Source organism: Paraburkholderia sp. J69-1 (assembly GCF_905220255.1).
Classification (GTDB): Bacteria; Pseudomonadota; Gammaproteobacteria; order Burkholderiales; family Burkholderiaceae; genus Paraburkholderia.
Genome location: NZ_CAJMZG010000031.1, coordinates 1 through 24,815, shown reverse-complemented (window position 1 = coordinate 24,815; position 24,815 = coordinate 1). Strand labels below are relative to the sequence as shown.

The following is a 24,815-nucleotide window of genomic DNA, read 5'->3' as shown; positions in this document are numbered from 1 at the left end:
TTCTCGCACGGGCCTGCGCCCACGGAACGGCACGTTTTCTGCTCGTGCGTCAGTCATGGCGCAGGATCACGAACCTGCTAACCTGAACTGGCGGGTCACGGTTGCCCGCCGCGTCACTTCATTCTGTCTGGAGCCTGCTCCACCCTTCGAGGAAGCAGCCATGGCCGCCGCTCGATCCATTGCCTTCTTTTCTTTCCGCGATGTCGGCTTCCTTCGCACAGCCTATCAACTGAAGACGGCGAGAATTCCGGGACGTCGGATATTACGCGCCCTGGCGCGACGGAAGAGCGAGCTACCCGACAGCACACCGCTTTCAGGCCTTCGGATTAGCGCGGTCGGCGACACGGTTGCCGTGCGCACTGGCGCAACCCGGTGGGACGTCAACTCCGGGCAACTGCTGCTGGATTTTGGTGATTCAGGCAATCCCGAGACCCAGAATCCCGTCAGCCGGATGGACACCTCACAGGCCGTTCTTCAGGATCGCGCGCGACAGGCGGCGAACTGGTACGAGAGCGCAGAAAGGCTGCAAGAACTCAACCCCAGTGAGGCCGAGCGCGCGTACCGAAAAGCCATCGCGCTTTCGCCGCAGCCGCACTATCACGCGTACGCTAATCTCGGTGCGCTTCTCGCCAGCAGTGACGATCGTTGCACGGATACGCTGACGGTCTTCGAGGAGGCGCTGACGCATTTCGACGATGCAGAGCTGTTGCATTACAACCGCGCGGTGCTGCTTGAACACGCTGACCAGTTGCGCGAGGCTGCGCGCGGTTATCTGCGCTGCCTCGAGGTGAACCCTCATAGCGAGGATGCGGCCTTCGGTCATGCCTCAATGCTCGAAAAATTCGGCGAATTTGAGGGCGCGGCACAAGCCTACATCCGGTGCTTTCAGATCAACCCGAACCACGGCGAAGCCATGCGGCATCTGGAGGCGTTAATAGGGAAGCTCAAAGGCGATGCACGCGCGGTCATCCGGCACCTGAGTGCATGGCGGCGCTCGATAGTGTGAGAATCTAGGTACGTCGACAGAAACGCCGTCATCCTTCTCCCCCTCTAGTATGCAAAGGAGCCACACCATGAAGTTCCTTTGGCGCTGCTTTACGATCGTACACGGCTTGATGGCCGCCCTCTTCACCTGCGCCGCCCTGATGCTGATTGTCATCGCGGCGCGAGCAGGATGGACGGCGTTCGCTGGCCAGTGGGATCCGGCGAGCGCGCAGTCCATCATTGAGGCGCTGGGACTTTTGGCCTGCGCTGTAGTCGCCATGCAGATCGCCGAGACCATCGTGGAAGAAGAGGTCATTCGCGAGGCCGATGTAAGCGGCCCGACGCGTGTGCGACGCTTCCTGTCGCGATTCATGGTCGTTGTGGTGGTTGCGCTCGCCATAGAAGGACTCGTCGCGACGTTCAAGGCGCTCCATCAGGATCCCACACAGCTTCGGTACGCGGCGGAGCTGATTGTTTCCACCGGCGTCCTTCTGGCGGCATGGGGGATGTTCGTTCACCTCAACCGGTCGGCGGAAGAGCTGGAACCGGAGGCGATGGAGAAAGCCAAGCGCGAGGACGTGAAAGTGCAGCAGTAGTCCCTATGCGCCTGATGATCGTTGGAAGACCTGACATTGGCGCGCCGTCGCTAACTCTGCCGCAAAGCCACGCGGAACGCGGCCGCGCGTGTCAAAAAAAGTGCCGGCGTCAGCCGGCACAACAGTCGCACTGCGTCGGGGCTGAAGCGCGACGGGGTGAATCCGGCAGCAGCGTCAAAGGCAGGCCTCGCATGTCAAAAGTCGGTCACGCTTTTTTGCGTAAAGCGCTTTATATGCCTGCCATGACAACCCAGTACAAAACTCACGGGGGAAAGCGCTTTCGCGAACGTCTGGCCGCTTCTGGCAAGCCTGCCAAACTCATCATCGTTGCGATGATGCGCAAGTTCGTTCACGTCGCTTTCGGTGTTATCAGGTCAGGCAAGTGCTTCGATCCCAAACTGCAAAATGCTTGACTGGGAACACAGTATCTAGCTTGAAAATTTCCGCCCCCCAACTTGTTTGTGAAGCGCATACTCCCCGCCGCTCAGAATAGCTACGTCATCACTCCACGCCAATCACCAGTCGCTTCCCTAGAACCCTCAAAGCAGCCTCAATTGTGTCGATCTTCGTCGCATGATTGATGTCAATGATTCGGTTTGCTTCCTGCGGGCGCGTGCCCATACGACGGGCTAACTCAGCGGCCGTGACCTTCTGGCTCAGGAACTCGTTGAGCAGTAACACCTTCGCCGAAACGCTCGCAGGCAGAGCGACGAATTCTTCGCCCTTCTGGAGCTTCGACGGTGCCGCGACAGATCGTTTGTCCTCAAAGTAAAAGTCCATTGCCGTGAACAGCGCGTCGGCGGCCATAGCACGCGCTTCCTCGATCGTATCTCCTTGCGTGATCGCCTCAGGTACATCACGGAAGGTGACGACGAATCCGCCTTCTTCAGCCGGTTCGAACCGGGCCGGATACCTCAACATAGCCCCCACCATCTCTCAGTGTCGTTGAAGATGGAGAAAATATAAACATTAATGTTTATAAAGGCAAGGGTAAAGCAAACATTTTTTATTGTCTCTGGTACCGTGCATTGTCCCGTACTTCTGGGCGTAAAGAATCAGTCGTTCGCCATGGGAGAGGCAGTGAAGGCGCTTACCGGCTACAACCAGCCGTTCGGCGAGTGGAGGAACCTCCCGCGGGAACGACTGCACTACTCCGCCAACAGCCATTGCTCACGTGCAGCAACGAACGGCTGCGACATGCATCTCTCGCCTGCGTGTTGCGGCTCACGAAACGACCTTCGGGCATCTGATGCCGCATGCGCATTTGGCGCAGCACAATCCGCCGATTGAGCGCTACGAACAATTGATGCGCAAGGAGTTGCGCAACGGGCTTTCATTGCAAGACACGGCGGCGGCGCTTGCAACGGACCCCTCGCTTGTTGCAGCGGCGCTGTCACAATGTGCAGGGTAAATCGCTGCTGGTGAACTTTCATGATCTGCGCGTCGAGCGCGCGCAATCGCTGCCGCAAGGCAGCGGCCTTGATATCGACGCGATTGCAACCGAAGTCGGATATGCCGATGACGCGACCTTGCGCAAACCATTGCCCCAGAGGCTTGTGCAGGGGGCAGGATCTTCGTGCAGATCTGCTGCGAGGGGAACGGATGACACGACGGAATGCACGTTGTCTAGTCGGAGGTATCGGCTTCGGCAATCAACACCGCACCACAGCTCGTTTTGTGCCCTTCAAGCGCGACCGGCACCCCAAAGTCCAGACTGACTTCGCATCCTTCGACAATTTCAAAAAGATGGGGTGAGAACATTGTGGGCACGTCACCTTGTCACCCATACGCGCTATGGGTATCTCTGCCCGCCCCCAAGTCGACGACGGGCTCCCCGAGACCACCTTTCCGCCGTGACTGGTCTTATCGCCTATGACGATCTGCGCTTTACCTACAGTTGCACGCGTCATGGACGAATCTCAATGGGGTTTATCGGCTGATTGCTGCAATGCCTTGATCGCGGGATCCTGATAAGCCGTGTCAATCGTGTAATCATGCGCTTTCAAGGCAACCTCTGTCTTTAGACGATCCGCGTGATATTTATTCAATTCCGCAGGAAGCAACACTTTCCAGTTGTCAATTTTCTTTACGTCTCTCGGAAAGAACCCTAAACCATAAAAGGCATACTCGTTCTTGAGGCTCACAGTGATCAAATAGGTTGCTTTGTCGGCAAAACCGCCCATATTGCTTTCGAAGATCGATACCTTCAAGTAGTTTCCATCAGCCTGGAAAACCCACTGCGGCATCGCTTTTGTCATGGACTTCCATTCGTCGAGATTCGGCGTGTAGGTGGAATCCAGCGAATACTCCGAATTGTCCTTCGCGTAGACCCAAGCCTCCTTGCCGGTCAGCCGTGGATCGTCAACACTGATATATCGCGTCCACCCCCTTCCACGGATTAGTGAGAGCAACTTGAACATACGGTTCAACGCCGCTTGGGGTGTATCCGCCTGTTCGGGGCTGACGCCGACGTTGATACTCCATTCATAGATTCCACCCGGCACCTCCTTGTCAGCCATGCCGATGGCGGAAAGGACATTGTCGATCGGAAAGCCGAATTTTCCGTCGGTGATCTGCACGACTCCCAGGTTACCTCTCACCCATTCGTGCTGGTAAAATTCAGCGCCGGTGGGATGCTTGTCAATGGAAGCCCCTGGGGCGTCAAAGTCAGAAGCAAGTGGTTCGCCAAGACGAAGAACAGTAGACGGCGAATTTATGTCGGCATGAGCGTTATGGGTTGAAGAGGAATTTCGATACTGTGCGATGATCGACACACTCGCAATGAGTACGCCACAAATAAACATAAGATAAAGCGATTTTTTCATCGTTTGTCGGGGTCGTCGCCCCAGCTCTTGATCGTTTCAAGGTAAGTTCTCATGTCGCCGCTGTACCGTCCATTCACCAGTCCATCATATTTCAAAGCGGCGGTCTGGATCCAGTCCATGCGCTTTTGATAATCCTCGAGTTTCAGGCGATCTGGGCCATTCGATACGAATCCCAGCTTATCAGTTTCGTAATCCGGCGTAAGCACAAGCTGAATATTCGGTACCAGCGCGCGGATAACGAGTTGTAGCGCCATGCCGTCCCCCGTGGACAATCCCGTTTCTGTCGCCTTGATGGAATCATTGAGCAACGTATCGTCCGATACCGCCAGTGCATCGCGAGTGGCATTGATGCCGCCGTCCGCGGCGTTTGCGCGCTCTGGCAAGCCCACGGAACACGCGAGGAAGCGAATCAGAAACGGTCGAGGAAACCGTGCTTGATGTCCGTGCGTTCGATCTTCGTCGCGGCGTCGATATACACATCCACGCGGCTATACGGCGGCTTGATGTTGACGCCATCGCGACTCGAAAACGGTAGACTGAAATCGACAACCGCGTCGGGCGAAGGAAACATCGGCATATAAAATTTTTCAGTCTGACCGGGCGTCAGCTCACCGCGCGTGATGTCGTTGTTTTCGTTGAAAAAGTAACCAACCGGCTCGCGCGCGTCGGGGGCGTAATGCAGCACGATTACTGGACGACTAAAAAACCAGCCGAAAAGTACGAGCACGCACAGAAGAATCCACAGTTTGAGCAAACGAAGCATCATTGTCATTTTGCGCAGCAACAGGTCAGTCGTCAGTGCGCCATTATTTCACCTGACAAGCTCATGAACCTGACGATCGAACTCTTTTAACTGATCTAGTAGACGTTGCACCAGCAGGCGGAACGAGCTCGGCAAATCATTGCTTGCATCCTCAATAAGGTCTGGCATGTCGGTGCTGTTCGAGCTCATCAGCGCCAGGTATGAGCGCCGTTCCCTCTGCATAACAGCCAACCAGCCGTTTGGCGAATGGGACAAGGTTTTCCCCGACCGGGCTATGACGGTGGCCGGCGTCGACCGGCTGGTCCATCACTCCACCATCTTTGAGCTGAACGTCGAAAGCTACCGTCGCCGTACTGCCCTGCAGCGCAAGCAGCAGGGACCGGGACACTCGGCCAGTCGCGCGACACCAAAGAATGTTGGCGTGCCACCGACTCAGGAGGATCAGCACGGCATCGACCTCAGCGAATGACCCGCTGTTCTCATCCTGATTGTCGCGCAGCCAGAATACCTGCGGCGTCACCATTACACAGCAATCCTCAACGACTGGTAGCTTCAGCTTGATTGTCGCGCGACACCCACTCGCCCGCGTCAACCAACGCCGCGCGTCAAACAATAAACGCTTGCCAGCGTCAATCAACATCGGCATCATCATTTCTGCCGCGACATTCTCAACTTGATTGTCGAGCGTCTCCCGTCCAGTTTGTCAACAATGCGCCCATTCTGAACATTGCGCCGTTTGCGATGTGTCAGAGTCCATCAAATCCCGCTGTGATTGCGGCGACCGCAGCAGCACTTGGCGTATTTACGCCAATGCCGTGCGTGCCCCTTCACCACCCCGCAGTGGATTCCGGGCGGTGCGCCCACCGTGTTGATCGGCTCGATGCTCGCGCTCGATATGAACGCCACGCTTGTCCGCATGTGGGCAGGGATCATTACGGTCGTCCAGCCCGCTCAGACCTCCGTTTTGATTCCCTGACACCCGCTATTCAAGATAGGAATAAAAATGTCGACCGCAGAAGCCGAAACGATGATCACATGGGGACGATACTGGCTCGCCAAGGTATGGATCGGCGCCAGCAACGTGGATAGGGACAATCTGATTACGCATGTCAACGGGCAGTTTGCGGCGCTGCAGCTTCCCGTAAGATTGAGTCGGGGATGGCAGCCTTACGATCCGGTGATTCGCGTCGGCGGCAGATGCCATCGCTATGCCGATGTCGCCGTCTGGGCAAGCGGTCAGCAAGACGGCGGCAGACAGGCCGCACGCGATTTTCGCGATTGGTATCAGGGTAACAATCTGAGTCTGGACAATCTGCCAGCGCATTTACTGGCGCTTGCAGTGATTACCCATATCGCCGAAGTGGGCCGTGGCTATCTGCACGCGCTCAACGTGAATCTGAAGGCATGGATCGATAGCATCGCCGATGCAGCGACCGCTCAGGAAGCACGCGCGGGTTGGTTGAGCTATTCGACCGCCTATCCGCCGTCATTGACTTACGCCCAGGACATCGCTCAGGAATACGAGGAGTGAACGAGCGTGAAATGCGCGGGTGCATTTCACGCCCGCGCATTAACTGCTGCGCCGGACCCAGAATTGACGCTCGGCGTAGCGATGCGGGCCGGCGTAGGTCGTGGCCAGATGCGTGTCATACCGCGCTTGCACTTGCCACATTTCGTCGAAGTAACAGCGGCTCGCATCGGAGTCGCCCGCGAGTTGACGCGCGATGGCAGCCGCAGCGCTCTCGGCTGACGCGAGTGCATGAAACAAGCCCTGCGACGACAGTGGATCGAAAGCGAGCATGGCATCGCCAACCGCGTACACGCCCGGCCGATTCGCACAGTCAGCGAGGTCCAGCGACGCGCTGCCAGACGGTCTGACATGGGTTTTCACGTGCGGGACGTCCTTCGGCAAAACCGGGGACAACAACGGCTGTTGCCGCGCCTGCTCGATCATGACGCCGATGTCACGCCTTTCGCGAAGCGCGGGATCGTCGGCGTCAAGATGGTAGGCCAACACGCGCCGGCCCGACGGCACCCGCACGCTGTACCACCAGCCGTCTTTGTCCGCGCAGGTGCGCGTGCTGCGATCCACGTCGCCCGGCAGCGCGGGAAACAGCGCGTGAAGACAGACCAGACGGTCCGCCGACTTCCGGCGCATGCCAAGGCTGCGGCATAACGCAGCGCTCCTGCCAGTGGCGTCGACGATCACCTCGGCGGTGTACGCCTGTCGCGCGTCGCCGTGCGCTATCTGCCATGTATTGCCCGTGCGTTGTAGCGAAATCCGCCCGGCTCCTGAACCGATTCCCGTCGCAAACTTCACGCCGGCGTCCAGCGCGCCTTTGCGCAGCATCGCGTCGAACCGCACGCGATCCAGATGCCAGCCTGGTCCATTGGGGTCACGCATGGCGTCGAACCACACGGGCGCATCGTCGTCCCAGACCGAGACGCTGGCGCAGCGCTCGGCGTGGCCATCGGCGAGAAACTGTTCAAACAGCCCCTGGCGTCTGAGGAGAACCGCAGCCGCACCAGGCAGCGACTCGCCGATGCGCCACTCGACCGGCCGAGCCCGGCCTCGCGCCGTCTCCCGCGCGGCTTCGCGATCGATCAACAGCACACGATGCTGCCCCGCCAGCCTGCGCGCCAGCGCCGAGCCCGCGGGCCCGGCGCCGAACACGATGACGTCCCAATGATTGCGCGGGGCGTGCGTAACGGCCGTCACGCCTTCGGTGTCCCGACGATCAGCAGCTCGCGCATGCCGCTGTCGGTCAGACGTCGTTCTTCGTGGCTCAAGTCATCGCCGCCACGGTCTTCCACCTGCATCACGGGCGGAAAATCCGGGTCGTTGGGAATGCCGGGGCGCACTTCCACGATGCCTTGCCGATCGAAGTGATCCACCATCGCCTGCAACTGATGATCCGCGCCCGGCCCCAAGGTGCGGTTCCAGTCCGAACGCGCGTTGAACGCTTCCAGTCGGGCTTCGCGGCCCAGCTCGTTATTCATCACCGTGCGATAGTTCTTCTCGCTCAGCACCTGATTCGGCACGCGGGCAGGCCAGAAGGTAGGCAGATACGGGTCGTAGCGTGCGTCGTATCCGGATTTGCAACTGGCGGTATCGGTCTGCCAGGGGATCGCCATCCAGCGCGTGATCGAGCCCGGGAACTGCGCGAACAACGGCCCGTCGTAGGACAAGGCGTCGCGAACTCGCAGCACCTTGCCGTAGTCCGGCTCCTGATAGCCCGCCGGACGATGACGCCAACGGTACGGCTCCATGTACATGGTCGTGTGCCGGACCGGCCAGGTCATTTCGCAACCAGGATGGAAGGCGTCGGCCAGGCAGAACTCCAATGCGGCCCGGTCGAGCATCGCCGGTTGTGCTTCGAGAGGCACTTCATCGAGGCTGCGCGGCGGTTGCCAGGCCGCATCGTAGTCGCTGACGAAATCGCCCTTCGCCCACAGGTCCAGGATGGACAACTGGGTCGGCGTCAATGCGTTCATGGCGTTGGGGGTTTCCGGCATGGGAATGTCCATGTCGTCGCCATAGACCCAGGGCCACGGCTTCATGGACACGTCGCCGTAAGCCGGATTACGGAAGCTGTTGGCCACGGTTCTGCGCAGCTCGGCGTAGGTCGGGCCCGGATGCGACAGCTTGCTCAAATAATCCGGTGCGAGGAAATGCTGCGGCATGCCGTAGCCAAATCCTGCGGCAAAACCAGCGTTCATCCATTGCAGGTCGCACATGGCCTTGAAAATCGGCAGGATGTCTGCGCGAAACGACGGCATCTGGGGCGCGGGAAACTGCCCGGCCTGGACCGCCAGGTCAGTCATCAGCGCGTACATGGTGCGCACCGACTTCTGCTGCGGGCCGTAGTTGGGAGGCGCGACCACCACCCAGGCCGGCGCCACGTCCAGCTCGCGGCCGTCAAGGCGCACCTGTGCGGTTACCGGGCCATCGCTAGTGTCGTCATACCAGCCATCGTTGTTGGCGAAAGTGGTCGGAGCCGAACCATCAGCGGATGCCGACTTGCCTTGTCCGCCGAAGACCCGCAGACGACCACTGGCATCGGTGCGCAGCTCGCCCAGCGGCACCTCGATACCGAAGCACGTTCCGCCGTCGAAACGGTAGCTCGCGCCCTGCGCGTCGGGTGTCTTGATGGTGCGCGGCCCCGGCTGGATCGACAGCGTGCGACGATCGTCTACTTTGGCGTTGCGACGCGTCGAATCAGCCGCGGTGGCAGCCTCGGGAATATCCAGAGCGATCTCGAAGTTGTACCAGCTGGCCTTGTGATTCGCGAGTTCCACGGTCCAGGCGATTTCCACGCCGTCACCCATGTGCAGTTCGCGCACCGCCTTGCCCTGCGCGTTATAGCCGTAGACGCGAAACTCCGCCACTTCGCGCTTCAAGGCCCCGGTTTCATCGCGATAGAACCCGTGCGGCTTCGGCGCGGGATCGGCCACCTGCGGGCCGATGTAGAACCCGTCCCTGGCCGTGGAATTGCCAACCCGTGCAATCCCCACGGACGGATGAATTTTTGCGTAGACGATAGTCTGGTCGTCTTGCTGCCGGCTCATGTCGCTCCTCTTTGTATGGACTGCATCACCACAGATGAAGATTTCGCTCGTTGATTTTTGCTTCGGTGTATCGGCACAACGCGCTTGTTTCGCCTCGCGAATGCGCCGACGACTGCTCTTCTTTGTCCCAGCACATCAATTGCCGCAGCCGTCGATCAAGGGCGACCTTCCTCTCATTTGCCATCAAAAATAATGTCGCAACAGATCATTAGCAAGCTATCAGAACGAGCAGGGAGGACCGTGCGGAATGCATAGGCCGGCGTTAACGAAATTGTAAATATTTAGTATTCCAAAAACATTCTAATTGAATTAATCTCTCATCAAACATAAAGCAAGGCGTAAAAAGTACCTAAATAGATTCGCAAACGATTGCAGCAAAAATGCACAAAAAACACCATTGTTTGCGGTAGTCTGCTCGCTGCCATTGGCAAATGCAGTGCTCAAACGGACTCACATGACGTCATGCTCAAGTCATCAGCCGAAAGGGTTGAGAGTATCGGTCGTCAAGCAATCGAACATGTATCCACAATACGCTCTGTTCCCTTCTGGCGCGAGCCGCTCCCACTTGCCCAAACGAAGCAACGAAAGCATGGCATTCCCGCTCAGTCGGAACATTTGTCAATGATCGCCGCTATGGAGCCAAACCGGGATCGGCATATTGGCGCCACCTCAGGATCGGCGTAATGGAGCCAGTCAATGATCACCGTAAAGGCGCCACGATCGGGAGCGGCCCGCATGGTAATGTCAGGTTCCGGAAGTTCTCTCTAGCAGTATGGGATGGGCAACTCGCCGTTGATCCAACGCCCGACTGTCCGCAGGTCGTATTCTGCGTACTCTGCGAAGGTAATCTGGGTTAAGCCAAGGCTAGCCAGAGCGTACGCAAACTCAGCAAACCTCATGTGTTGCGCAAAATGTCTCGCATCACAGCGAGCCGGCGGGACATTTTGTCATAACCCAGAAGGCAAGCGATTGTCTGTCTGTCGATCGCAATGCACCAGACAGCTCGGTAGCTTCCGTTAAATCAAACGATCTTAATTAAGTGCGAAACCGTATCGCCAGCGCTTTCAGCCACGACAGGAAAGCCACTTGAACATTGATACAGGCCTTTCTGGCGGCCGCAGTAGGCCATTTTTGTGTTCCGCAGATTCCGTCGGACGACACCTTTCAGGTCGTGGCTAGCACACTTCTGGGAGGCAACACGTACACGTCCGCGCCGGCAACCGTATCGCTCGGGCTGCACGAGTGCCAGAATCATATGATCTGGGTTATATGGGGCAAGCCAAATGGGAGCTGCAATCGCGCCCGCGTACGCTCGGCAGCGGTTGACGCCTCGACGCACGCGTCATCGATCGCGCCATGCAGATCACCTGTCACGGCCCGCCCCATGTCGCAAGCGGCGCTCGTAGCGCATACCACGCATCAGAGAAGCTAATTGTAAAATCAATGAATGAGAATCATTTGCAAATGGAATGATTTGCGATCATCATAGGGGCTCATAGAAACCGAATATTCAAATGGATAGAGCCATGGACATGCCTGTTACATCGACACCGGAAACTCACACGACGAACCTAGACAGGCCTGATCGCGAAGCGTTTTTCGACACGTTGCTCGCGCGCCAATCGGCGTGGCCGCTGGTCGAACCCGGTCCCGGTGACGCCGAGCTCGAACTGATCTTCGATGCTGCGTTGCGCGCGCCCGATCACGGCCGCCTGCGCCCGTGGCGATTCGCCTTCATTCGCGGTGAAGCACGTGCGGAACTCGGGGAGACGTTAGTCGATGTCGCAGCGGCGCGCGAACCCGGCACGCCGCGCAGCGCCCATGAACATCGCCGCGACAAGGCCTTCGCCGCCCCACTGATTATTGCGCTAGGCGCCGCGATCAATCGCGACAGCAAGGTTCCAGAACTCGAACAGGTTCTGAGCGCGGGCGCGGCCACCATGAATATGCTGAACGCCATCTACGCGCTCGGTTACGGCGGCTTCTGGGCGACTGGCCCCGACGCCTACGACGACAACCTCAAGCTCGCTCTCAACTTTGAACCGGAAGACAAACTGCTCGGATTCCTGTTCGTCGGCACGCCAAAGTCGAAGGAAAGCCCGGCGAATCGCGCACTGCGCGCGAATCATTTCACCGAATGGCTGGGCAGTTCGTCGATCTGATCCCCTCCACTCCTGACAAGTTCGACGGATGGCGCATGCTGACAAGCATTTGCGCTGCCCGTCTGGGGACGAAATACTGTGACGCAAACTCACTGACATCCAGTGCGTGCCCACCTGAACGTGCATAAGAGTGCACGCTGGCCCACCTCGCGGAGGGGCAGTTCCTGCCCCGAGTTCTTTACAGGCCCAGACTTGTGATTCGGGCTTTACCCCTGCTGACAAGCGCAACTTTCGCGAAAACCTCGCGTAATGACGCATCGACGGTCCACAGGACTTACGCGACTACATATCACTATCGAACGGCTGTATTTCGGCTTATGCGCATAAAAGCAGCGATGCCTCTTTGCTGGAGCGCCTCGACTGAAAAACTGCCGCACAGAGTAACCAGAGGAGCCACTGTAGACGCGCTTTGTGGCTCTTCTCGAATGAGCATATTGGCGAAACAAAGGTGTCGTGACGTTGCTTCCATTTGTGGTTGTGCCATGCGATTTGGGTTTTCGTTGATCGAAACTTCTATGCAAACGTTTGTCGCGAGCAAAACAATTTTCTGATGTTGCAAGGCACTAAAGTTCGCGCTACCGTGATTGAAGCAAAACAGTTGGCAGCCGAGCTAGAGCAAAACAAAACCTGAGAGAAGGTAATGAACCTCGACAGCGCACGACTCAGAAGGACGGGGGAAGTTTTTTCATGCATCCTGGAAAACCCAGGAATTACAGTTGAAGTTCGAAGCGGTGAAGGCATAAACAGACTGAGCGATCTGGATGGCATAGAGTCCATGGGTGAAATTCACGTCATGGTGCTCAGTCCCATTCGCGACGTCGCCAAACAACTGGGTGGCCAATTGGCTCACGCCAAGAATGGGGACGCCGTCATCATTTACGCGCCCACCACGCGGATTCGGCATACGGCAATCGATACGTTGACGAAGAAAATTGCGTTGGGTCAACAGTGTTGCGATGACAGCTCGTAAGGTCGAGCGCCGCGTCAGAAATCGGCGTCGACAGCGGCAAGGAAGCCATGTCGATCCGCGCCCGAGGCCGGCATCGTTTCGGCGAAAGTGCAAAGGCAAACGATCTGCCGATCACGCGCAAAGACAGCGAGTGGTTGGCGTCGATCACGCTGCGGATAGCGGAAAAAGCATGCGCGCGCACGTCCCCGGCGATGCTCATCGGGGCGTCGATTTCGGCCTCAGCGACTGGGCCACGTTTGACAATGGCAAGACGATCGCCAATTCCCGATTCGCGCGCAACGCGCTGCCGCGCATGGTGCACTTGCAGCGTCAGCAGGCGCGCAAGAAGCGCGGCTCTTTTCGCCACAAACGGCTGGGAAAGCAGGTCGCGAGGGTACACGAGCGCATCGGCAATCTTCGGCGTGAGCGTCTGCACAAGGTAACGTCACAGCTGGTCGCGTCGTGCGCCGTCATCGCAACAGAATAACTGAGCACACAGACCATGAGCCGCTCTGCCAGGGGCACGCTGGAGCAACCCAGTCGTCGCGCCAAACAAAAGGCCGGACTGAACCGCGGGATTCTGTCAGCCGGCTTGAGCATAGCGCATCACATGCAAAGCGGTAGATGCTGGTACGCGACTGCACGTTTCGAACACGCGCCAATTAAAGCCGTCGCAGCGCGGCGCCGCGTGCCGGGAGATTGTTTCCAAGACGTTGGCGTAACGCGTGCACGTGTGCCCGCACTGCGGACACACGGCACAACGCGAACAGAACGCAGCGTCGCTCGTCCTGATCGATGCGCTCACGCCTGGAACGGGCGTGGCGGCGAGACCGAAACCGCTGGCGCGCAAGCGCGCCAAAGTCTGTGACCCGCCCCCACCACAGCGTCGCAAGGCGCTTAATTGCGGGCGAGTTCATAGACCAACTACTTACTGCGAAGCCAATACGCGGAAGAATCCCGAATTCCAATATGTCCAGCTGGCAGTTTGCCCATTGTAGGCACCGTGCAACGGCGCTCCAGCATAGATGGACAACGTGATCGAATCTGCGTCGGCCCAAATGGAAACGGGATTGCCGGACTGGCCTGCGACCCACGGCCAAAGCAGTGGGTACGACGTTTTATGATCGGGTGAAAAGAAAACTGACAGGTGCGTAGGCGTCACGCCAAGCCCATGATCAAACACCAAGTTGATGTTTGCCAATGTCGCATCCTTCCAGCCAGAATCGTATTGGAACCTCGCGTCAAAGGAGGATGGGGATTCCGATACGATTGCCCGCGTATAGACAACAGTGCCTTCCATTTTTTATTCCTTATTAGATGATGCAAGATTGAACAACATTTAATTTAGGAAAAATTAAACAAAAATGCTCGAAGAATTTAATGCGAATAATACAACCCACAATCAAAACGCAATATACAACATCAACTACAATATCTATACCTATCGAATCGAATAGGTTGATAAAGATCGAAATTTAGCAATTAAAATTATTGCCCGATCGCTCGCTTTTCAATACTTCCTATGCTACACAAATACTCGATACTTCTCGACTTGACAGAGCCATTCTTCGCCAGGCCACATCATCCACGCTCTGTTAAATTTTGAATGATTGAGAAATTTGCGAAAGCACTTTTATTAGCGAATCAACAATCATTCTATCTTCACCAAATATCCTTTCTCGTGGCGCGATTATGCCGAACGAGAATGGCAGACCTCGAATTGCAAAGCCACATGAAAGCCCCGCAGCGCCATCAATGCTCTCATCGGTCGAGCGATGCCACCCGCGTGCAACCCCCTCGTCAATTTCCAACTCTAACGTTGCACGATTGAATATCGCACCTCCGTGGGAAACCTCGATTGGATTGTATGACTCCAGAAATCTTCGACGCGCGGCTGCGCTAAAAGTGCCAAGTATTGCCCTACCCGCTGCGCTAGCATGCAGAGACGAAAAACCTCCAGGCTCATCGCTGTAGCGGTACTTGTGCCGCGATTCGACCACGTCGAGATAAACAACACGATTTCCAGCCAGTGTTGCAAGCGCGGCAGTTTCGTTAGTTTTATCACGTAACGTAACTAACAGTGGGCGCATAAAAAGCGCCAGTGGATCCTCCCTGCAGATATCGAGAGAGACATGCAACAGTCGGCGTGTTGGATAATATGTACCGTTACAATCGGGCGCATACAAATATCCTTTGTTGACCATCGTCTTCAATAGGGCGTAGCAACTTGAGAATGGAATCCCGGTTCTACGAGCGATTTCGCTATAAAACATTGGTCGTCGCGTTTCGGAGAAGAGATTGATGACGTCGAGCACGCGGGCCGCAGATTTTACGTCCATGAGAGTATTTGACCGTTCAAAGAAACGATAACGGCGGTATTTGCCCTAGCCAGACCACGTGCGTCGCTCTAGCATCTTCCTGGTGGTGAATCGTCGGGGACTAAACGAATAATTGACCGACACGCGGTCGGCCAATCCCATCAAATGGTCGTAATTGCATCCTCTCTGCCCTCAACCTTCAGCCCCCGTCAGAAGGCGCGAAGGACGGCGATTCCTGCCGCGTCTGACATGTTTTCAGGCGTAACGAATCGCCTCAGTGGGTTCCGCCTCGACGAGCGACCTGCCTGCGCCATCCTTCCACAGGCAATCGCGACATGCCCTGCCGCTAAAACACTAAGCGCATCAACCAGGCTGACACTTTGTCAAGGACGGTCAGGCGGTCCACGTTATGCTCCCCGCTGCGAACAACGCGGCTTGTCGCGCTTCCAGTCATCCAATGAGTCTCCTCACCGAAGCTGGAGAAACGGCAATCGCCCACCCTAGGATTTCGATAAATAACCTAGAGGGCCAACGTGATAGTCTTGCCAACGGGGCGGCTGCAGCACGCGAGACGGCCACCTCTTTCACGTTCGCGGTTCGTCAGTCCAATGTCCGACGAGGATTCGACATCGCCATCAATCAATCGAACGCTGCAACGCCCACAAACGCCCATCCGGCATTGATTTGGAACTAAGACGCCATTCGCCTCGAGCGTTTCAAGCAGCGTATCGTCCTGGGATCCAGTTACCAAGCGATTGCTATGCGCAAGGTTGAACGTGCAAAGTCGGTCCTTGGGGCTTGGACTCGCCTTGCCGACTCCAGCGTCTTCGGGCGCCGCACGATGCTGATCTAGAATTACCGCGTAGGGGAACGATCGCAGGAGTTTTCGTTCCCAATCGACGACGAAAGAACCGCTTCCGCAGATCACAATGGCCTCCGGTGGGGCAATGCTGTTGGCGAGGCCGTCAGGATCCGGACGACCCGACGCCAGATACGATATGCCTGTACGCACTCGCTCTTGTGTGACGAACGTCGCAACAGTCAACCATTGAAATCGAGCCTGTAGCGCCAGTAACTCGGTAAAGTAAATCAGGTCGCTCAGCTGCGGGACACAAACAATCAGGTGCACATTTGGCACCTCTGTCCCCTGCTCTGCTAACGCTGCCAAGCCTCGGGCGAGCCCGAGGGGCAATGTTATACCCACCCCGCCGCACACCATCAACACGCTGCGATAACACAACAATGACTTCCCGGTCAGCGCGCCTGACACTTCATCAACGATCAACATAGAGTTGGCCGTCAAGGATTGGTGAATTGAAGCCGATACGCCGTGGCCGGGCTGACGCTTGACTGCAATTTCAATCAGACCTCTATCCGGTCTGCCTGCAATTGAGTAACTTCGGCGCTGCAGCCTATTCTCAGCATCTGGATATTTAAGCAGGAGATGTTTCCCGTAGTCGCATTCGTCGTAGCGGTCTGAATCCAGTAAGCGCAGCCAATAGGCATTCACTGTTTTCGACATACGAACGACGTTTTCACATCTGAAATGAAGAGGTCCGCTCATCTGTTTTTGTAATGAATTGTATTTTTCCGTACCGAGTTCGGTCGGCAAACGCTTAGGCAGACCAGTCCGATTGCACCGGCAAGCCGAGCTTGTCAAGCAGCGTCATGACCGATTCTTGGTATACCTTTACCTGACCAATTTTCTGCACATCTCGGACGATTTCCTCACGGTGAGGAAAGCCAATCTTCGCGAATACGGCCGCCCAAGCACCCATCTCGTTATCGGCAAACATTTCGACCGTTTGCGGAATAACACTGGCGAAGTACAAGCGCTCAGATGGCGACAGCGAGCCGACAATATGGTCCGCCGCAACACTGAACACGCTAGAATGCCCCCACTCATCCATTGCGTGAGCGCGCGTTACCTCTCGGCACAGTGGCTGCACGAACGCATCATCAGAGAGCGTCTTCAGATAATCTGTGATGAGAGTCTCGCTCGCACATGCGATCGCAAACCTTGTCAGACGGCGCTCAGATTCAGAGGTGCACTTTGCGAGCAACCGAGAGCGCCATGTGACGAGATTAAAATTCGCGTAGTCGATCGGCCGGAGACCTCGATGTAAATAAATGTAATTGCACGCGCTCACCGACATTTTCGTGTGCAAGGCTTCGTCCAGCAACGCCTCGGTCATCACCTGCTGCAACTCATACCGCGCGCTTGCGTTTCCGACTGGAGATTTGATCAAATCCTCGCATGCCGGTGTCACGACGTCACACTCGATGTAGACTGTCTTGAGGTTGTAAATCGCCCAGGCATACGACAAAGCGATGTTCTTCAGCTCGGTATCGGCGTCGAGCCACCGCGGATGGGAACTGAATGGGAGTAGAGATTCCGCGTAATCTGGCTTTTCTGGATTGAAAGCGATGGAAGTGTGATCTATTAGCCCCTTATTGACCATGGCTCGGTCCTGCCAGAGCGAGGAGAGTTTCCTTAGGGTCTCTTTTACATGACTAGATTCGACGATGTCATCCGTATGCATGTGGCTACTCTGCGAAAGGTGTTTTCCTGCTGTACGCCATAGCGCCAGCTAGTGTTATGAACTTGCAAATGACAAGGCGGTGTACGCATCGGGACGCGCTCCGACTAAGCCAGAAGGTCTGGCTCCTATTGTTCCCGGAGCGCGAATAGATTTATCTCCGCGTCATGCCTTAGAGGCAGTAGTCGTCGTTGATCGAGAAAGGGGCGCATTCGTTCGCCTGTAGATCCCGATTGCGAGGCCAACGATAATCACGACGATCGACACCAGCTCAATGGGATGTACCTGCTCCCCAACCAGAAGAATGGAGGTGCCGATCCCAAACACCGGGATCATGAGCGAAAGCGGGGCAACGGTCGAAACCGGGTACAGCTTCATGAGTGAGTTCCAGCCCCAGTAAGAGAAGTGCGTAGCGAGATAGACCTGGAATAACAATGAGAAGATTGCGATGCTATCCATGTTCCGCCAGCTCATCAGGAACGGATGCGATCCTTCCATAAACCACGTTCCGAGCAGCAAAGGAATAGGTGGAAACAAGCTGGCCCAAACCATAAACGAGAAAATTTCTTTTACTCGTGACTTCTTGATGATCACGTTTCCGACGCTCCATGCAATCGCGCTCAGAACGATTAGCGCGATTCCGAGCACTTGATGTGCGCCATTTTGGGCGAAGAAGATCCCGCACAAGCCGACGAGAACCACAACCGCGCCAATCCATTGTGCCGGGCGCAATGTTTCTCGGAACAGCAATGCGCCCCAGAACATGGTGAAGAATGCGCTGAGCTGGATGATCAACGAGGCAATTCCCGGAGCGACGCCAGCTGCGATCCCGTAATTGATCGCACCCCACATGCCAACGCCGAAAATCAGGCCATATGCAGCGACATATCCAAAATGGACGGAGGGCCTGCGGATGAAAAACACAAGCGGGAGAGCTGCCAACGTGAAGCGGATTCCAGTCAGTACAAACGGATCGATTGAGTCCAGTCCGAGCTTCGTGATCGGGAAGTTGATGCCCCAAACGAATGTGACAAATAATGCAAGGGCGAGATGCTTCTTATCCATGGTTTCTCCTATGAAAGATGTTCGGCGGCGGCACGCTTTGTCCGCCGGAGAGCCGATTTTTTAAGACTCGCCCCGCGATACAACACGACGGCACGAGTCAGGTTCTACTAGCGCAGCGAGAACCGCTTTTGAAGCAAACAGAGCCCAGTGATTTCCATCAGGACATGGTCAGCCGCCGCTCGTTGTCCTTCCGGCAGCTTGCGCGCGATACCCAGAAAGTCGCGCACGCGAGAAGGTTCGAAGAATGGCAGCGACGTCAACAACGGACTGGACAGAGTGTCCGCGATCAGTTGGAACATCTTGGATTGCGGATCCAAGAGGGATGGCGGGGCGCGGAAGTATTGTTTCTTACGATCGTAGATCTCTGCGGGAAGGTACGGACGCATAGCCTCACGCAACGCATATTTCTCAACACTACCTCGGATCTTCATCCACACCGGCAGCGATGCGGCCACCTCTACCACGTGGTGGTCCAGAAGCGGAGGGCGTCCTTCAAGGCTTCCTGCCATCTCCAGCCGATCGCCCAACGTGGTCAACACGAGGTTCGGCAAGCTGGACTTGGCCACAGCGTAAAGTGATTTGTTAACGGGATCCCATTCATCGAAGCCCGGACCTCCGAGGCGCTCATAGAATTGCCGATAAGGGGCGGCACCTGCGAAGCGATCGCGATATCCGTCCCTGAACAATCCTGCCAAAGGCCGAAACAGCGCCGACTGTGTCTCCATCCAGGAGATGCCGTGCCCAAGGTTGCTGGTAACCCACTGTACGTCCTCCGTGGGCTCTTCGAGGAAACGATCTCCCTGCGAGTTGATTCGTTCAGCGAGACGGCGAATCTCCTCGCTATCCTGGTGATCGTTGTTAAACTGGACCATATCGCGCCGATAATGAGGGTAGCCGGCAAACACCTCGTCTGCCCCTTCTCCCGTCAAAACAGCCCGCATGCCCTTTTTCTGAATGAACTTGCAAAGCATGTACTTCGCGATGCTATGTGCGTTCGAAAACGGCACTTCCGTATGCCATAGCGCGTCCTCGAAGTGGTCTGCAAGATCGTCATGTTTGACCGACAGCACGTGAAGCTCAGCGTTGTTGTGCTTCGCGGCGATTTCAGCATAGCGTCGCTCGTCGTAACCGTCAGCGCCCTCAAACGACAGGTGGAACGCCTGCAACGGTTTGCCCACGAGTTCAGTTGCCAAACCGAGCATAGCTGACGAATCGAGACCACCGCTGAGCGAAACACCGACGGGCACGTCAGCGTGCAACCGTAGTTGAACAGAGCCTTTGACAGCATCGCGCACGCGCTCAATCATCGATGCTTCGGTTTGCTCGTGATCGACGTGATTACGGGCCACAAACTGCCAATCCCAGTACGTTTTTTCCTGCAAGCCGCCACCATCGGCGAGCAAGAATGTGCCCGGCTTGACGCTCCGAATGTTGTTGAATAACGTTCCATCCCGCAGAATGAAGGCGCGGTTTGCGTACGATTCCAAGTCCCATTGTGCAGGAAGGCCTGCCGCCACCATCGCCTTCACTTCCGAACCGAAATAAAACGCTCCGTCATGTTCAGCGTAGTAAAGTGGCTTTACGCCAATTCGATCCCGAACAGCGAACAACGTTTCGCGTTGGCGATCGTAGATCAGAATCGCAAATTCGCCCCGCAGTTGCTTGAGGCCCCGGACGCCATGGCGCCGATACAGGTGCATTGCGATCTCACTGTCCGATGAGGTCTTAAACCGGCACCCTTGCGCCTCGAGCTCGCTCCGAATGCGTGCGTAGTCGTAAAACTCTCCATTGACCATCATGACGAGATCGCCTTCGTCGGCCACGATCGGCTGAGTGCCATTGCTCAGGCCAACAAGTCCAAGGCGCACGTAGCCAAAAGCGACTCGCCCCTCAGGATCGAACCATGTGGACTGACTGTCGGGGCCACGATGATGGATTGCAGCCATAGCCGCGTCCAGTTGGTCCGACTGGAAATCTCGCGGTTGTTTAGAAAAAATTGCGACATAGCCACACATATTAGTAATCCGAAATAATATATTTAATTAAAAAAACAAAAGTACTGCTTAAATCAAAGTCAAACACAGTGGTCGGCGAGTACATTTTCTACGTTCGGTAGCTACTCTTCCGCTTGAATCTCTCAGCCTCGACGAGACTTTCTATGTACACAGCCTTAGCTAGCATGCGTTGCAGCCAGCCGACCTGGTTAACGATATACCCACTAACCTTCACTCAGAGGCAGGCTTCCTGCGATGAAGGAATGCATCCATTCGGGCAGCGGTTTCAGGTGTGGACTGAACGACCGACGCGATCAACGCTTCAGTGTATAAACCTTCATCTGGGTTCTGTTCGACGATGCGAGGCAGCGCGTGAATAATCGCATGGTTCGTCATGGGAAGGTTCGAAGCAGCGATTGCAGCCAGCTCGACGGCCTTGTCCAAGGCTGCACCCTTTGGCACGACGTATTGCGCGACACCCCGCGTCATACTTTCCTCGGCTGCTAGCGGACGCCCGGTAAGCATCATGTCCATCATCAATGCAGTACCTGCAAGCCGAGGAAACCGAACCGATGCGCCGAGTCCGACATATAATCCACGTGCGGCCTCCGGCAGTGAGAAGTATGCCGTTTCGTCTATCACGCGAATATGACATGCGCTTGCCATCTCGAGACCGGCGCCAATAGCCGCACCGGAGATTGCAGCAACGACCGGAACTTTGCCGAATTGAATAAGATTAAAGACCTCATGCCATTGTCTAAAAAAATTAAAACAATCTATGACGGATTGGCCTTTGACTTCCGTAAGATCAAGCCCAGAGCAAAAGTGTTGACTAGTGCTGTAAAGCACAGCAGCACCGACATCTTCCGGAATATTTGAAAATATTTCTCGCAAATCCCGCATCATTTCTCTGGGCATCGCGTTGCGTTTTTCCGGCCGATCCAGGCCGATCAACAAAACGTTTTTTTGTCGAGATAACTTAATGAAAGAGCTAACCATTTATTACTTCCCCCGTTTGTTTATCGAGGCACGATACTAGCCTGCATTCGCCTTGGCTAAGTTGCAAAATCGGGCACTCTTATGTCAATATTGGGCCACTTGTAACAAAAGATCGTGATCATCTCGTGAGGCCTGCAATTGGACCGCTGTGCCAGTCCTAACTGGCTTCCAGCAACCTTATTCATTGAGCATGATCGAGGCCTAGATACGGTTTGCGCAACTCCCGATTTGACTCAGAGTTATGCCAAATAGCAGACGAATGATGGAAAGAAGACATGAATGTGGATTCGATTGGTGTCGTCGTAAGAGCAAGTACCTTCAAGCCAGGTGAAGTCTTTGCCAGGCATACGCACGAAGAAGGACAGTTTGCCTATGCCGTAAGCGGTGGCATCTCAATGTTCACGGACAAGGGAAATTGGATCGTTCCAGCTCAGCGAGCTATCTGGGTACCCGCCAACATCGGTCACGAAATGCACATGCACGGCGCTGTTACTATGTTGAATACTTTTATTGAGCCCAGATCGGCCGCACGTGCAGCGCTCCCGCCCTACTGCCAGGTTTACGGCGTTTCCGCCTTACTTCGACATTTGTTTGAAGCAATGCTGGCATTGCCTGGCGGCGCTGGTCCGCGACGCTCACGCCTTGCGTCCACGTTGCTCGATGAACTGAGCGGTATGCCGCGGCTACCATTGAGTGTGCCGCTTCCGCAAGACCCGCGTCTTGCAAAAGCGTGCAGACATATGCTCGATGCGCCGACGCAGGCGATGGCGATCGACGAAATGGCGGATATGGCAAATATGAGCCGTAGAACCTTCACGCGACAATTCCGCGAAGCAACTGGCGTTAGCTTTGTGGTTTGGAGGCAGCAGGTCTGTGTTCTGGAGGCCTTATCGCGGCTTAGCCAGGGAGCGAGCGTCAAAGACGTATCCGCCGACCTCGGATACAGCAGTACGAGCGCTTTCTCTGCCACGTTTAAGCTTCTTCTCGGTGATGCTCCTGTTCGATATCTGGCTCGATATAGGGAACTTACTCTTTTGGCCGCTTCCGCCGGTTAGCCCTGAGCCCATCCGGTATTTTGTGGGCGGGGCATCTTATGAGGGATCGCGCCACGGATATGCCGATGACGCCAAGTTGCGGTGATCGAGCGCAGAAAGTTGTTGTTCGGCTAAGAACCAGTGTCCGCCTGTCCAACGACGACGTATCATCGTGCCTGTGCGCCGCCCGTCATGGCATTTCCTATCATTCATCATCCCCCGATGTCAAAGTCTGCAAAGCTTTCAGAGGTTCTCACACTTTCGCAAGTCCAATCGCTAGCTGGCACGAAGACGTTTGCGCGCGGCAAGGCCTATTTCCACGATGGCGTCGTATCTCGCTTGGAGGAACGTGGCGAAGCAGTTCGTGCGAACGTACGCGGAACGCACCGTTACCGGGTCGAACTCACCTGCAACAATGGCGAACTCGACTACAACTGCAACTGCCCCGTAGGCGACGAAGGCTCATTCTGCAAGCATGCAGTTGCCGTTGCACTCAGCTGGCTAGAAAACTCCGGCGAGGAGGTGTTTCATGCCGATGAACCGGTGTCAGGTAAGCCGCGCAAGAAACGGAAGACCTACGAGGAAATCATTCGGGAATATGTGGCGACGTTGGGCAAGGACGCGCTTCAGGAGTTGTTGATGGACGCAGTCGAACGTGACCGCACGCTGCGCGACACGCTGCTATTTGCTGCGCGAGCGGCAGGGGCCTCCGACCTGCCCGGCATGAAGGCCGCGGTCAAGCAGGCGACACGCATTTTGCGCCCGCTGGACTGGCGCGAGTCAGCCGCATACGGCGACGGCTTGATGTCTCTGGCCGACATGCTGCGCCAAAGGCTTTCCGGACCTAACGCCCCGCAGGTGGTCGAGCTGTCCGAGCTGGCGATTGCCGGTGCTGAAAAGAGCCTTGAGCAGATTGACGACTCCAGTGGCGATGTGATGCCGGCGATCCTCGAGCTGGCCTCCGTACATCTCGATGCCTGCAGGATAACTGGCCCCGACTCGGTGCGACTTGCGGAGCGGCTCTTCCACTTTCAGACCGAAGGAAGGTGGGACACCTTCTACAATGTCCTGCCAGCGTACGCGGAGCCACTGGGCAAGAGCGGATTGCGTCGCTATCGAGAACTCGTCAACGAAGCATGGGAGTCGATGCCCATACTCGCCCCGGGCAAGGATAACCAGCGCTCATACGACTCGCCGCGGATGCGGCTCGAACATGCGATGGTGGCACTAGCCGAACTCGATGTAGACGTTGACGCGCTCATCCGCATCCGCTCTAAGGACCTGTCCAGCCCGTACCGATTTCTGCTGGTCGCGGAGCTGTGTCTGTCACACAATCGTCTGGACGACGGACTCGAATGGGCCGAGCGCGGCATCAAACAGTCAGGCCACAGCTACGACCAGCGTCTGCTCGATTTCTGCATCGATGCGTATCTACGCCGCAGAGAATTCGACAAGGCTGACGCATACGCGTGGCGACGTTTCGAGATGCGTCCGACGGCTGAAGCATTTCTTGCTTTGTTGGGGATCGCCACTGTCACCGGCACAAACACAGAAACCCGGGAGCGTGCACTCAAACATCTCTGGGCACGGGTCAGTGAAGAGGAAAGAGCCTCGAAGACCAAGCGTGCCGTCTGGCAAAGGGGCACACGCACCGAGCTGGTCAGGATTTTTATCGCCAGCAAGGAAAACGAAGTTGCATGGGAAACGTTTACCGGTGGGCCGGTTACCACGCAACTATGGCCTGAAATGGCGTCTATCCGTGGCAAGACTCATCCGCACGACGCCATCGCCCTGTATCACCGTCTGCTGCCAGTTGCTGCCGAGCGCGGTACGCGCAACGCCCGATATAACGAAGCGTTCGAAATCGTGCGCGCTATCGGCATACTGCGGGCGCGGCTGGACGAACGTGCAGAGTTCGCCAGTGAACTGGAGGAGATACGGTCTACGTATCGCTCGAAGCGCAACTTCATCAAACTGCTCGCCCAACTGTCGTGATCGAAAACTGCCGCTGATGCGC

Annotated in this window: 25 protein-coding genes and 2 pseudogenes; 12 read left to right on the top strand and 15 right to left on the bottom strand. The window is 56.3% G+C overall.

Annotated features, from left to right (window positions below):
* Positions 1 to 55: 55 nt before the first annotated feature.
* The 3 genes from U5A67_RS37015 (at position 56) to U5A67_RS37005 (ending at position 1,993) form a co-directional block, all read left to right on the top strand.
* On the top strand, positions 56 to 1,006 hold the full coding sequence (locus U5A67_RS37015) for a hypothetical protein (protein WP_321818300.1): 951 nt from the start codon (positions 56 to 58) through the stop codon (positions 1,004 to 1,006).
* 67 nt (positions 1,007 to 1,073) lie between these two features.
* Complete coding sequence (locus tag U5A67_RS37010) at positions 1,074 to 1,580, top strand: hypothetical protein (RefSeq protein WP_321818301.1); 507 nt, start codon at positions 1,074 to 1,076, stop codon at positions 1,578 to 1,580.
* Positions 1,581 to 1,585: 5 nt separating this feature from the next.
* Positions 1,586 to 1,993, top strand: coding sequence for a transposase (locus tag U5A67_RS37005; RefSeq protein ID WP_415768183.1), 408 nt, complete (start codon positions 1,586 to 1,588; stop codon positions 1,991 to 1,993).
* Between the two features lie 88 nt (positions 1,994 to 2,081).
* On the opposite strand, the gene U5A67_RS37000 is transcribed toward U5A67_RS37005, so the two are convergent.
* Positions 2,082 to 2,501 carry a type II toxin-antitoxin system HicB family antitoxin gene (locus U5A67_RS37000; protein ID WP_321818326.1) on the bottom strand — a complete coding sequence of 140 codons (420 nt, stop codon included), beginning with the start codon at positions 2,499 to 2,501 and terminating at the stop codon, positions 2,082 to 2,084.
* Between the two features lie 253 nt (positions 2,502 to 2,754).
* Between U5A67_RS37000 and U5A67_RS36995 the strand changes: the two genes are divergently transcribed.
* Positions 2,755 to 2,991, top strand: a complete 237-nt coding sequence (locus U5A67_RS36995) for a hypothetical protein (protein ID WP_321818302.1) — start codon at positions 2,755 to 2,757, stop codon at positions 2,989 to 2,991.
* A gap of 215 nt (positions 2,992 to 3,206) precedes the next feature.
* Here the strand turns inward: U5A67_RS36995 and U5A67_RS40795 are convergent, their stop codons facing one another.
* The 5 genes and pseudogenes from U5A67_RS40795 to U5A67_RS36975 all read right to left on the bottom strand — a co-directional run bounded on the left by U5A67_RS40795 (position 3,207) and on the right by U5A67_RS36975 (position 5,171).
* Complete coding sequence (locus U5A67_RS40795; RefSeq protein ID WP_415768181.1) at positions 3,207 to 3,341, bottom strand: PAAR domain-containing protein; 135 nt, start codon at positions 3,339 to 3,341, stop codon at positions 3,207 to 3,209.
* Between the two features lie 50 nt (positions 3,342 to 3,391).
* Positions 3,392 to 3,490 (bottom strand): annotated as a pseudogene (locus tag U5A67_RS40790) (PAAR domain-containing protein); the annotation flags it as partial.
* Positions 3,491 to 3,499: 9 nt separating this feature from the next.
* On the bottom strand, positions 3,500 to 4,405 hold the full coding sequence (locus U5A67_RS36985) for a hypothetical protein (protein ID WP_321818303.1): 906 nt from the start codon (positions 4,403 to 4,405) through the stop codon (positions 3,500 to 3,502).
* Positions 4,402 to 4,794 carry a hypothetical protein gene (locus tag U5A67_RS36980; RefSeq protein WP_321818304.1) on the bottom strand — a complete coding sequence of 131 codons (393 nt, stop codon included), beginning with the start codon at positions 4,792 to 4,794 and terminating at the stop codon, positions 4,402 to 4,404. Before U5A67_RS36980 ends, U5A67_RS36985 begins: the two co-directional genes overlap by 4 nt.
* Before the next feature lie 20 nt (positions 4,795 to 4,814).
* Positions 4,815 to 5,171, bottom strand: a complete 357-nt coding sequence (locus U5A67_RS36975; RefSeq protein WP_321818305.1) for a hypothetical protein — start codon at positions 5,169 to 5,171, stop codon at positions 4,815 to 4,817.
* Between the two features lie 166 nt (positions 5,172 to 5,337).
* Here U5A67_RS36975 and U5A67_RS36965 point away from each other — a divergent pair.
* The 3 genes and pseudogenes from U5A67_RS36965 to U5A67_RS36955 form a co-directional block, all read left to right on the top strand.
* Positions 5,338 to 5,637: pseudogene (locus tag U5A67_RS36965) on the top strand (ATP-binding protein); the annotation flags it as partial.
* A gap of 324 nt (positions 5,638 to 5,961) precedes the next feature.
* The gene (locus U5A67_RS36960) at positions 5,962 to 6,144 is read left to right on the top strand and encodes a hypothetical protein (protein ID WP_321818306.1); all 183 of its coding nucleotides are present in this window, start codon (positions 5,962 to 5,964) and stop codon (positions 6,142 to 6,144) included.
* A gap of 27 nt (positions 6,145 to 6,171) precedes the next feature.
* Positions 6,172 to 6,699, top strand: a complete 528-nt coding sequence (locus tag U5A67_RS36955) for a hypothetical protein (protein ID WP_321818307.1) — start codon at positions 6,172 to 6,174, stop codon at positions 6,697 to 6,699.
* A 39-nt stretch (positions 6,700 to 6,738) separates the two neighbouring features.
* On the opposite strand, the gene U5A67_RS36950 is transcribed toward U5A67_RS36955, so the two are convergent.
* Together U5A67_RS36950 and U5A67_RS36945 are read right to left on the bottom strand one after the other, a co-directional pair.
* The gene (locus U5A67_RS36950) at positions 6,739 to 7,887 is read right to left on the bottom strand and encodes an NAD(P)/FAD-dependent oxidoreductase (RefSeq protein ID WP_321818308.1); all 1,149 of its coding nucleotides are present in this window, start codon (positions 7,885 to 7,887) and stop codon (positions 6,739 to 6,741) included.
* Positions 7,884 to 9,737, bottom strand: coding sequence for a LodA/GoxA family CTQ-dependent oxidase (locus tag U5A67_RS36945; protein WP_321818309.1), 1,854 nt, complete (start codon positions 9,735 to 9,737; stop codon positions 7,884 to 7,886). The genes U5A67_RS36950 and U5A67_RS36945 overlap by 4 nt, the downstream gene beginning before the upstream one ends.
* 1,532 nt (positions 9,738 to 11,269) lie before the next feature.
* Between U5A67_RS36945 and U5A67_RS36940 the strand changes: the two genes are divergently transcribed.
* The 3 genes from U5A67_RS36940 (at position 11,270) to U5A67_RS36930 (ending at position 13,335) form a co-directional block, all read left to right on the top strand.
* Positions 11,270 to 11,899 carry a nitroreductase gene (locus U5A67_RS36940; protein ID WP_415768201.1) on the top strand — a complete coding sequence of 210 codons (630 nt, stop codon included), beginning with the start codon at positions 11,270 to 11,272 and terminating at the stop codon, positions 11,897 to 11,899.
* 640 nt (positions 11,900 to 12,539) lie between these two features.
* Positions 12,540 to 12,869 (top strand): hypothetical protein, encoded by a 330-nt coding sequence (locus U5A67_RS36935; protein ID WP_321818311.1) that lies wholly within the window; start codon positions 12,540 to 12,542, stop codon positions 12,867 to 12,869.
* Positions 12,856 to 13,335 (top strand): transposase, encoded by a 480-nt coding sequence (locus tag U5A67_RS36930; protein WP_321959801.1) that lies wholly within the window; start codon positions 12,856 to 12,858, stop codon positions 13,333 to 13,335. Before U5A67_RS36935 ends, U5A67_RS36930 begins: the two co-directional genes overlap by 14 nt.
* A gap of 441 nt (positions 13,336 to 13,776) precedes the next feature.
* Here U5A67_RS36930 and U5A67_RS36925 read toward each other — a convergent pair whose 3' ends face one another.
* From U5A67_RS36925 to U5A67_RS36895, 7 genes are all read right to left on the bottom strand, one after another.
* Complete coding sequence (locus tag U5A67_RS36925) at positions 13,777 to 14,148, bottom strand: hypothetical protein (RefSeq protein WP_321818313.1); 372 nt, start codon at positions 14,146 to 14,148, stop codon at positions 13,777 to 13,779.
* 295 nt (positions 14,149 to 14,443) lie between these two features.
* Complete coding sequence (locus U5A67_RS36920) at positions 14,444 to 15,187, bottom strand: IclR family transcriptional regulator (protein WP_321818314.1); 744 nt, start codon at positions 15,185 to 15,187, stop codon at positions 14,444 to 14,446.
* Between the two features lie 499 nt (positions 15,188 to 15,686).
* Positions 15,687 to 16,778, bottom strand: coding sequence for a 2Fe-2S iron-sulfur cluster-binding protein (locus tag U5A67_RS36915; RefSeq protein ID WP_321818315.1), 1,092 nt, complete (start codon positions 16,776 to 16,778; stop codon positions 15,687 to 15,689).
* Positions 16,779 to 16,782: 4 nt separating this feature from the next.
* Positions 16,783 to 17,709 carry a diiron oxygenase gene (locus U5A67_RS36910; protein WP_321818316.1) on the bottom strand — a complete coding sequence of 309 codons (927 nt, stop codon included), beginning with the start codon at positions 17,707 to 17,709 and terminating at the stop codon, positions 16,783 to 16,785.
* 162 nt (positions 17,710 to 17,871) lie between these two features.
* The gene (locus U5A67_RS36905; protein WP_321818317.1) at positions 17,872 to 18,771 is read right to left on the bottom strand and encodes an EamA family transporter; all 900 of its coding nucleotides are present in this window, start codon (positions 18,769 to 18,771) and stop codon (positions 17,872 to 17,874) included.
* A 107-nt stretch (positions 18,772 to 18,878) separates the two neighbouring features.
* Positions 18,879 to 20,786: an asparagine synthase (glutamine-hydrolyzing) gene (gene asnB, locus U5A67_RS36900; protein WP_321818318.1), complete on the bottom strand. Its 1,908-nt coding sequence runs from the start codon at positions 20,784 to 20,786 to the stop codon at positions 18,879 to 18,881.
* Between the two features lie 210 nt (positions 20,787 to 20,996).
* Complete coding sequence (locus U5A67_RS36895; RefSeq protein WP_321818319.1) at positions 20,997 to 21,764, bottom strand: crotonase/enoyl-CoA hydratase family protein; 768 nt, start codon at positions 21,762 to 21,764, stop codon at positions 20,997 to 20,999.
* 275 nt (positions 21,765 to 22,039) lie between these two features.
* Here U5A67_RS36895 and U5A67_RS36890 point away from each other — a divergent pair, with 275 nt between their 5' ends.
* The gene (locus U5A67_RS36890) at positions 22,040 to 22,819 is read left to right on the top strand and encodes a helix-turn-helix transcriptional regulator (protein WP_321818320.1); all 780 of its coding nucleotides are present in this window, start codon (positions 22,040 to 22,042) and stop codon (positions 22,817 to 22,819) included.
* 201 nt (positions 22,820 to 23,020) lie between these two features.
* A complete protein-coding gene (locus tag U5A67_RS36885; protein ID WP_321818327.1) occupies positions 23,021 to 24,793 on the top strand; it encodes an SWIM zinc finger family protein in 1,773 nt (590 codons plus the stop codon).
* Positions 24,794 to 24,815 lie beyond the last annotated feature (22 nt).

Coding starts and splice junctions, on each gene's coding strand:
- U5A67_RS37015 (WP_321818300.1), top strand. CDS start 56: ATGGCGCAGGATCACGAACCTGCTAACCTGAACTGGCGGGTCACGGTT.
- U5A67_RS37010 (WP_321818301.1), top strand. CDS start 1,074: ATGAAGTTCCTTTGGCGCTGCTTTACGATCGTACACGGCTTGATGGCC.
- U5A67_RS37005 (WP_415768183.1), top strand. CDS start 1,586: ATGCGCCTGATGATCGTTGGAAGACCTGACATTGGCGCGCCGTCGCTA.
- U5A67_RS37000 (WP_321818326.1), bottom strand. CDS start 2,501: ATGTTGAGGTATCCGGCCCGGTTCGAACCGGCTGAAGAAGGCGGATTC.
- U5A67_RS40795 (WP_415768181.1), bottom strand. CDS start 3,341: ATGTTCTCACCCCATCTTTTTGAAATTGTCGAAGGATGCGAAGTCAGT.
- U5A67_RS36985 (WP_321818303.1), bottom strand. CDS start 4,405: ATGAAAAAATCGCTTTATCTTATGTTTATTTGTGGCGTACTCATTGCG.
- U5A67_RS36975 (WP_321818305.1), bottom strand. CDS start 5,171: ATGATGCTTCGTTTGCTCAAACTGTGGATTCTTCTGTGCGTGCTCGTA.
- U5A67_RS36955 (WP_321818307.1), top strand. CDS start 6,172: ATGTCGACCGCAGAAGCCGAAACGATGATCACATGGGGACGATACTGG.
- U5A67_RS36945 (WP_321818309.1), bottom strand. CDS start 9,737: ATGAGCCGGCAGCAAGACGACCAGACTATCGTCTACGCAAAAATTCAT.
- U5A67_RS36940 (WP_415768201.1), top strand. CDS start 11,270: ATGCCTGTTACATCGACACCGGAAACTCACACGACGAACCTAGACAGG.
- U5A67_RS36935 (WP_321818311.1), top strand. CDS start 12,540: ATGAACCTCGACAGCGCACGACTCAGAAGGACGGGGGAAGTTTTTTCA.
- U5A67_RS36930 (WP_321959801.1), top strand. CDS start 12,856: ATGACAGCTCGTAAGGTCGAGCGCCGCGTCAGAAATCGGCGTCGACAG.
- U5A67_RS36925 (WP_321818313.1), bottom strand. CDS start 14,148: ATGGAAGGCACTGTTGTCTATACGCGGGCAATCGTATCGGAATCCCCA.
- U5A67_RS36920 (WP_321818314.1), bottom strand. CDS start 15,187: ATGGACGTAAAATCTGCGGCCCGCGTGCTCGACGTCATCAATCTCTTC.
- U5A67_RS36910 (WP_321818316.1), bottom strand. CDS start 17,709: ATGCATACGGATGACATCGTCGAATCTAGTCATGTAAAAGAGACCCTA.
- U5A67_RS36905 (WP_321818317.1), bottom strand. CDS start 18,771: ATGGATAAGAAGCATCTCGCCCTTGCATTATTTGTCACATTCGTTTGG.
- asnB (WP_321818318.1), bottom strand. CDS start 20,786: ATGTGTGGCTATGTCGCAATTTTTTCTAAACAACCGCGAGATTTCCAG.
- U5A67_RS36895 (WP_321818319.1), bottom strand. CDS start 21,764: ATGGTTAGCTCTTTCATTAAGTTATCTCGACAAAAAAACGTTTTGTTG.
- U5A67_RS36890 (WP_321818320.1), top strand. CDS start 22,040: ATGAATGTGGATTCGATTGGTGTCGTCGTAAGAGCAAGTACCTTCAAG.
- U5A67_RS36885 (WP_321818327.1), top strand. CDS start 23,021: ATGTCAAAGTCTGCAAAGCTTTCAGAGGTTCTCACACTTTCGCAAGTC.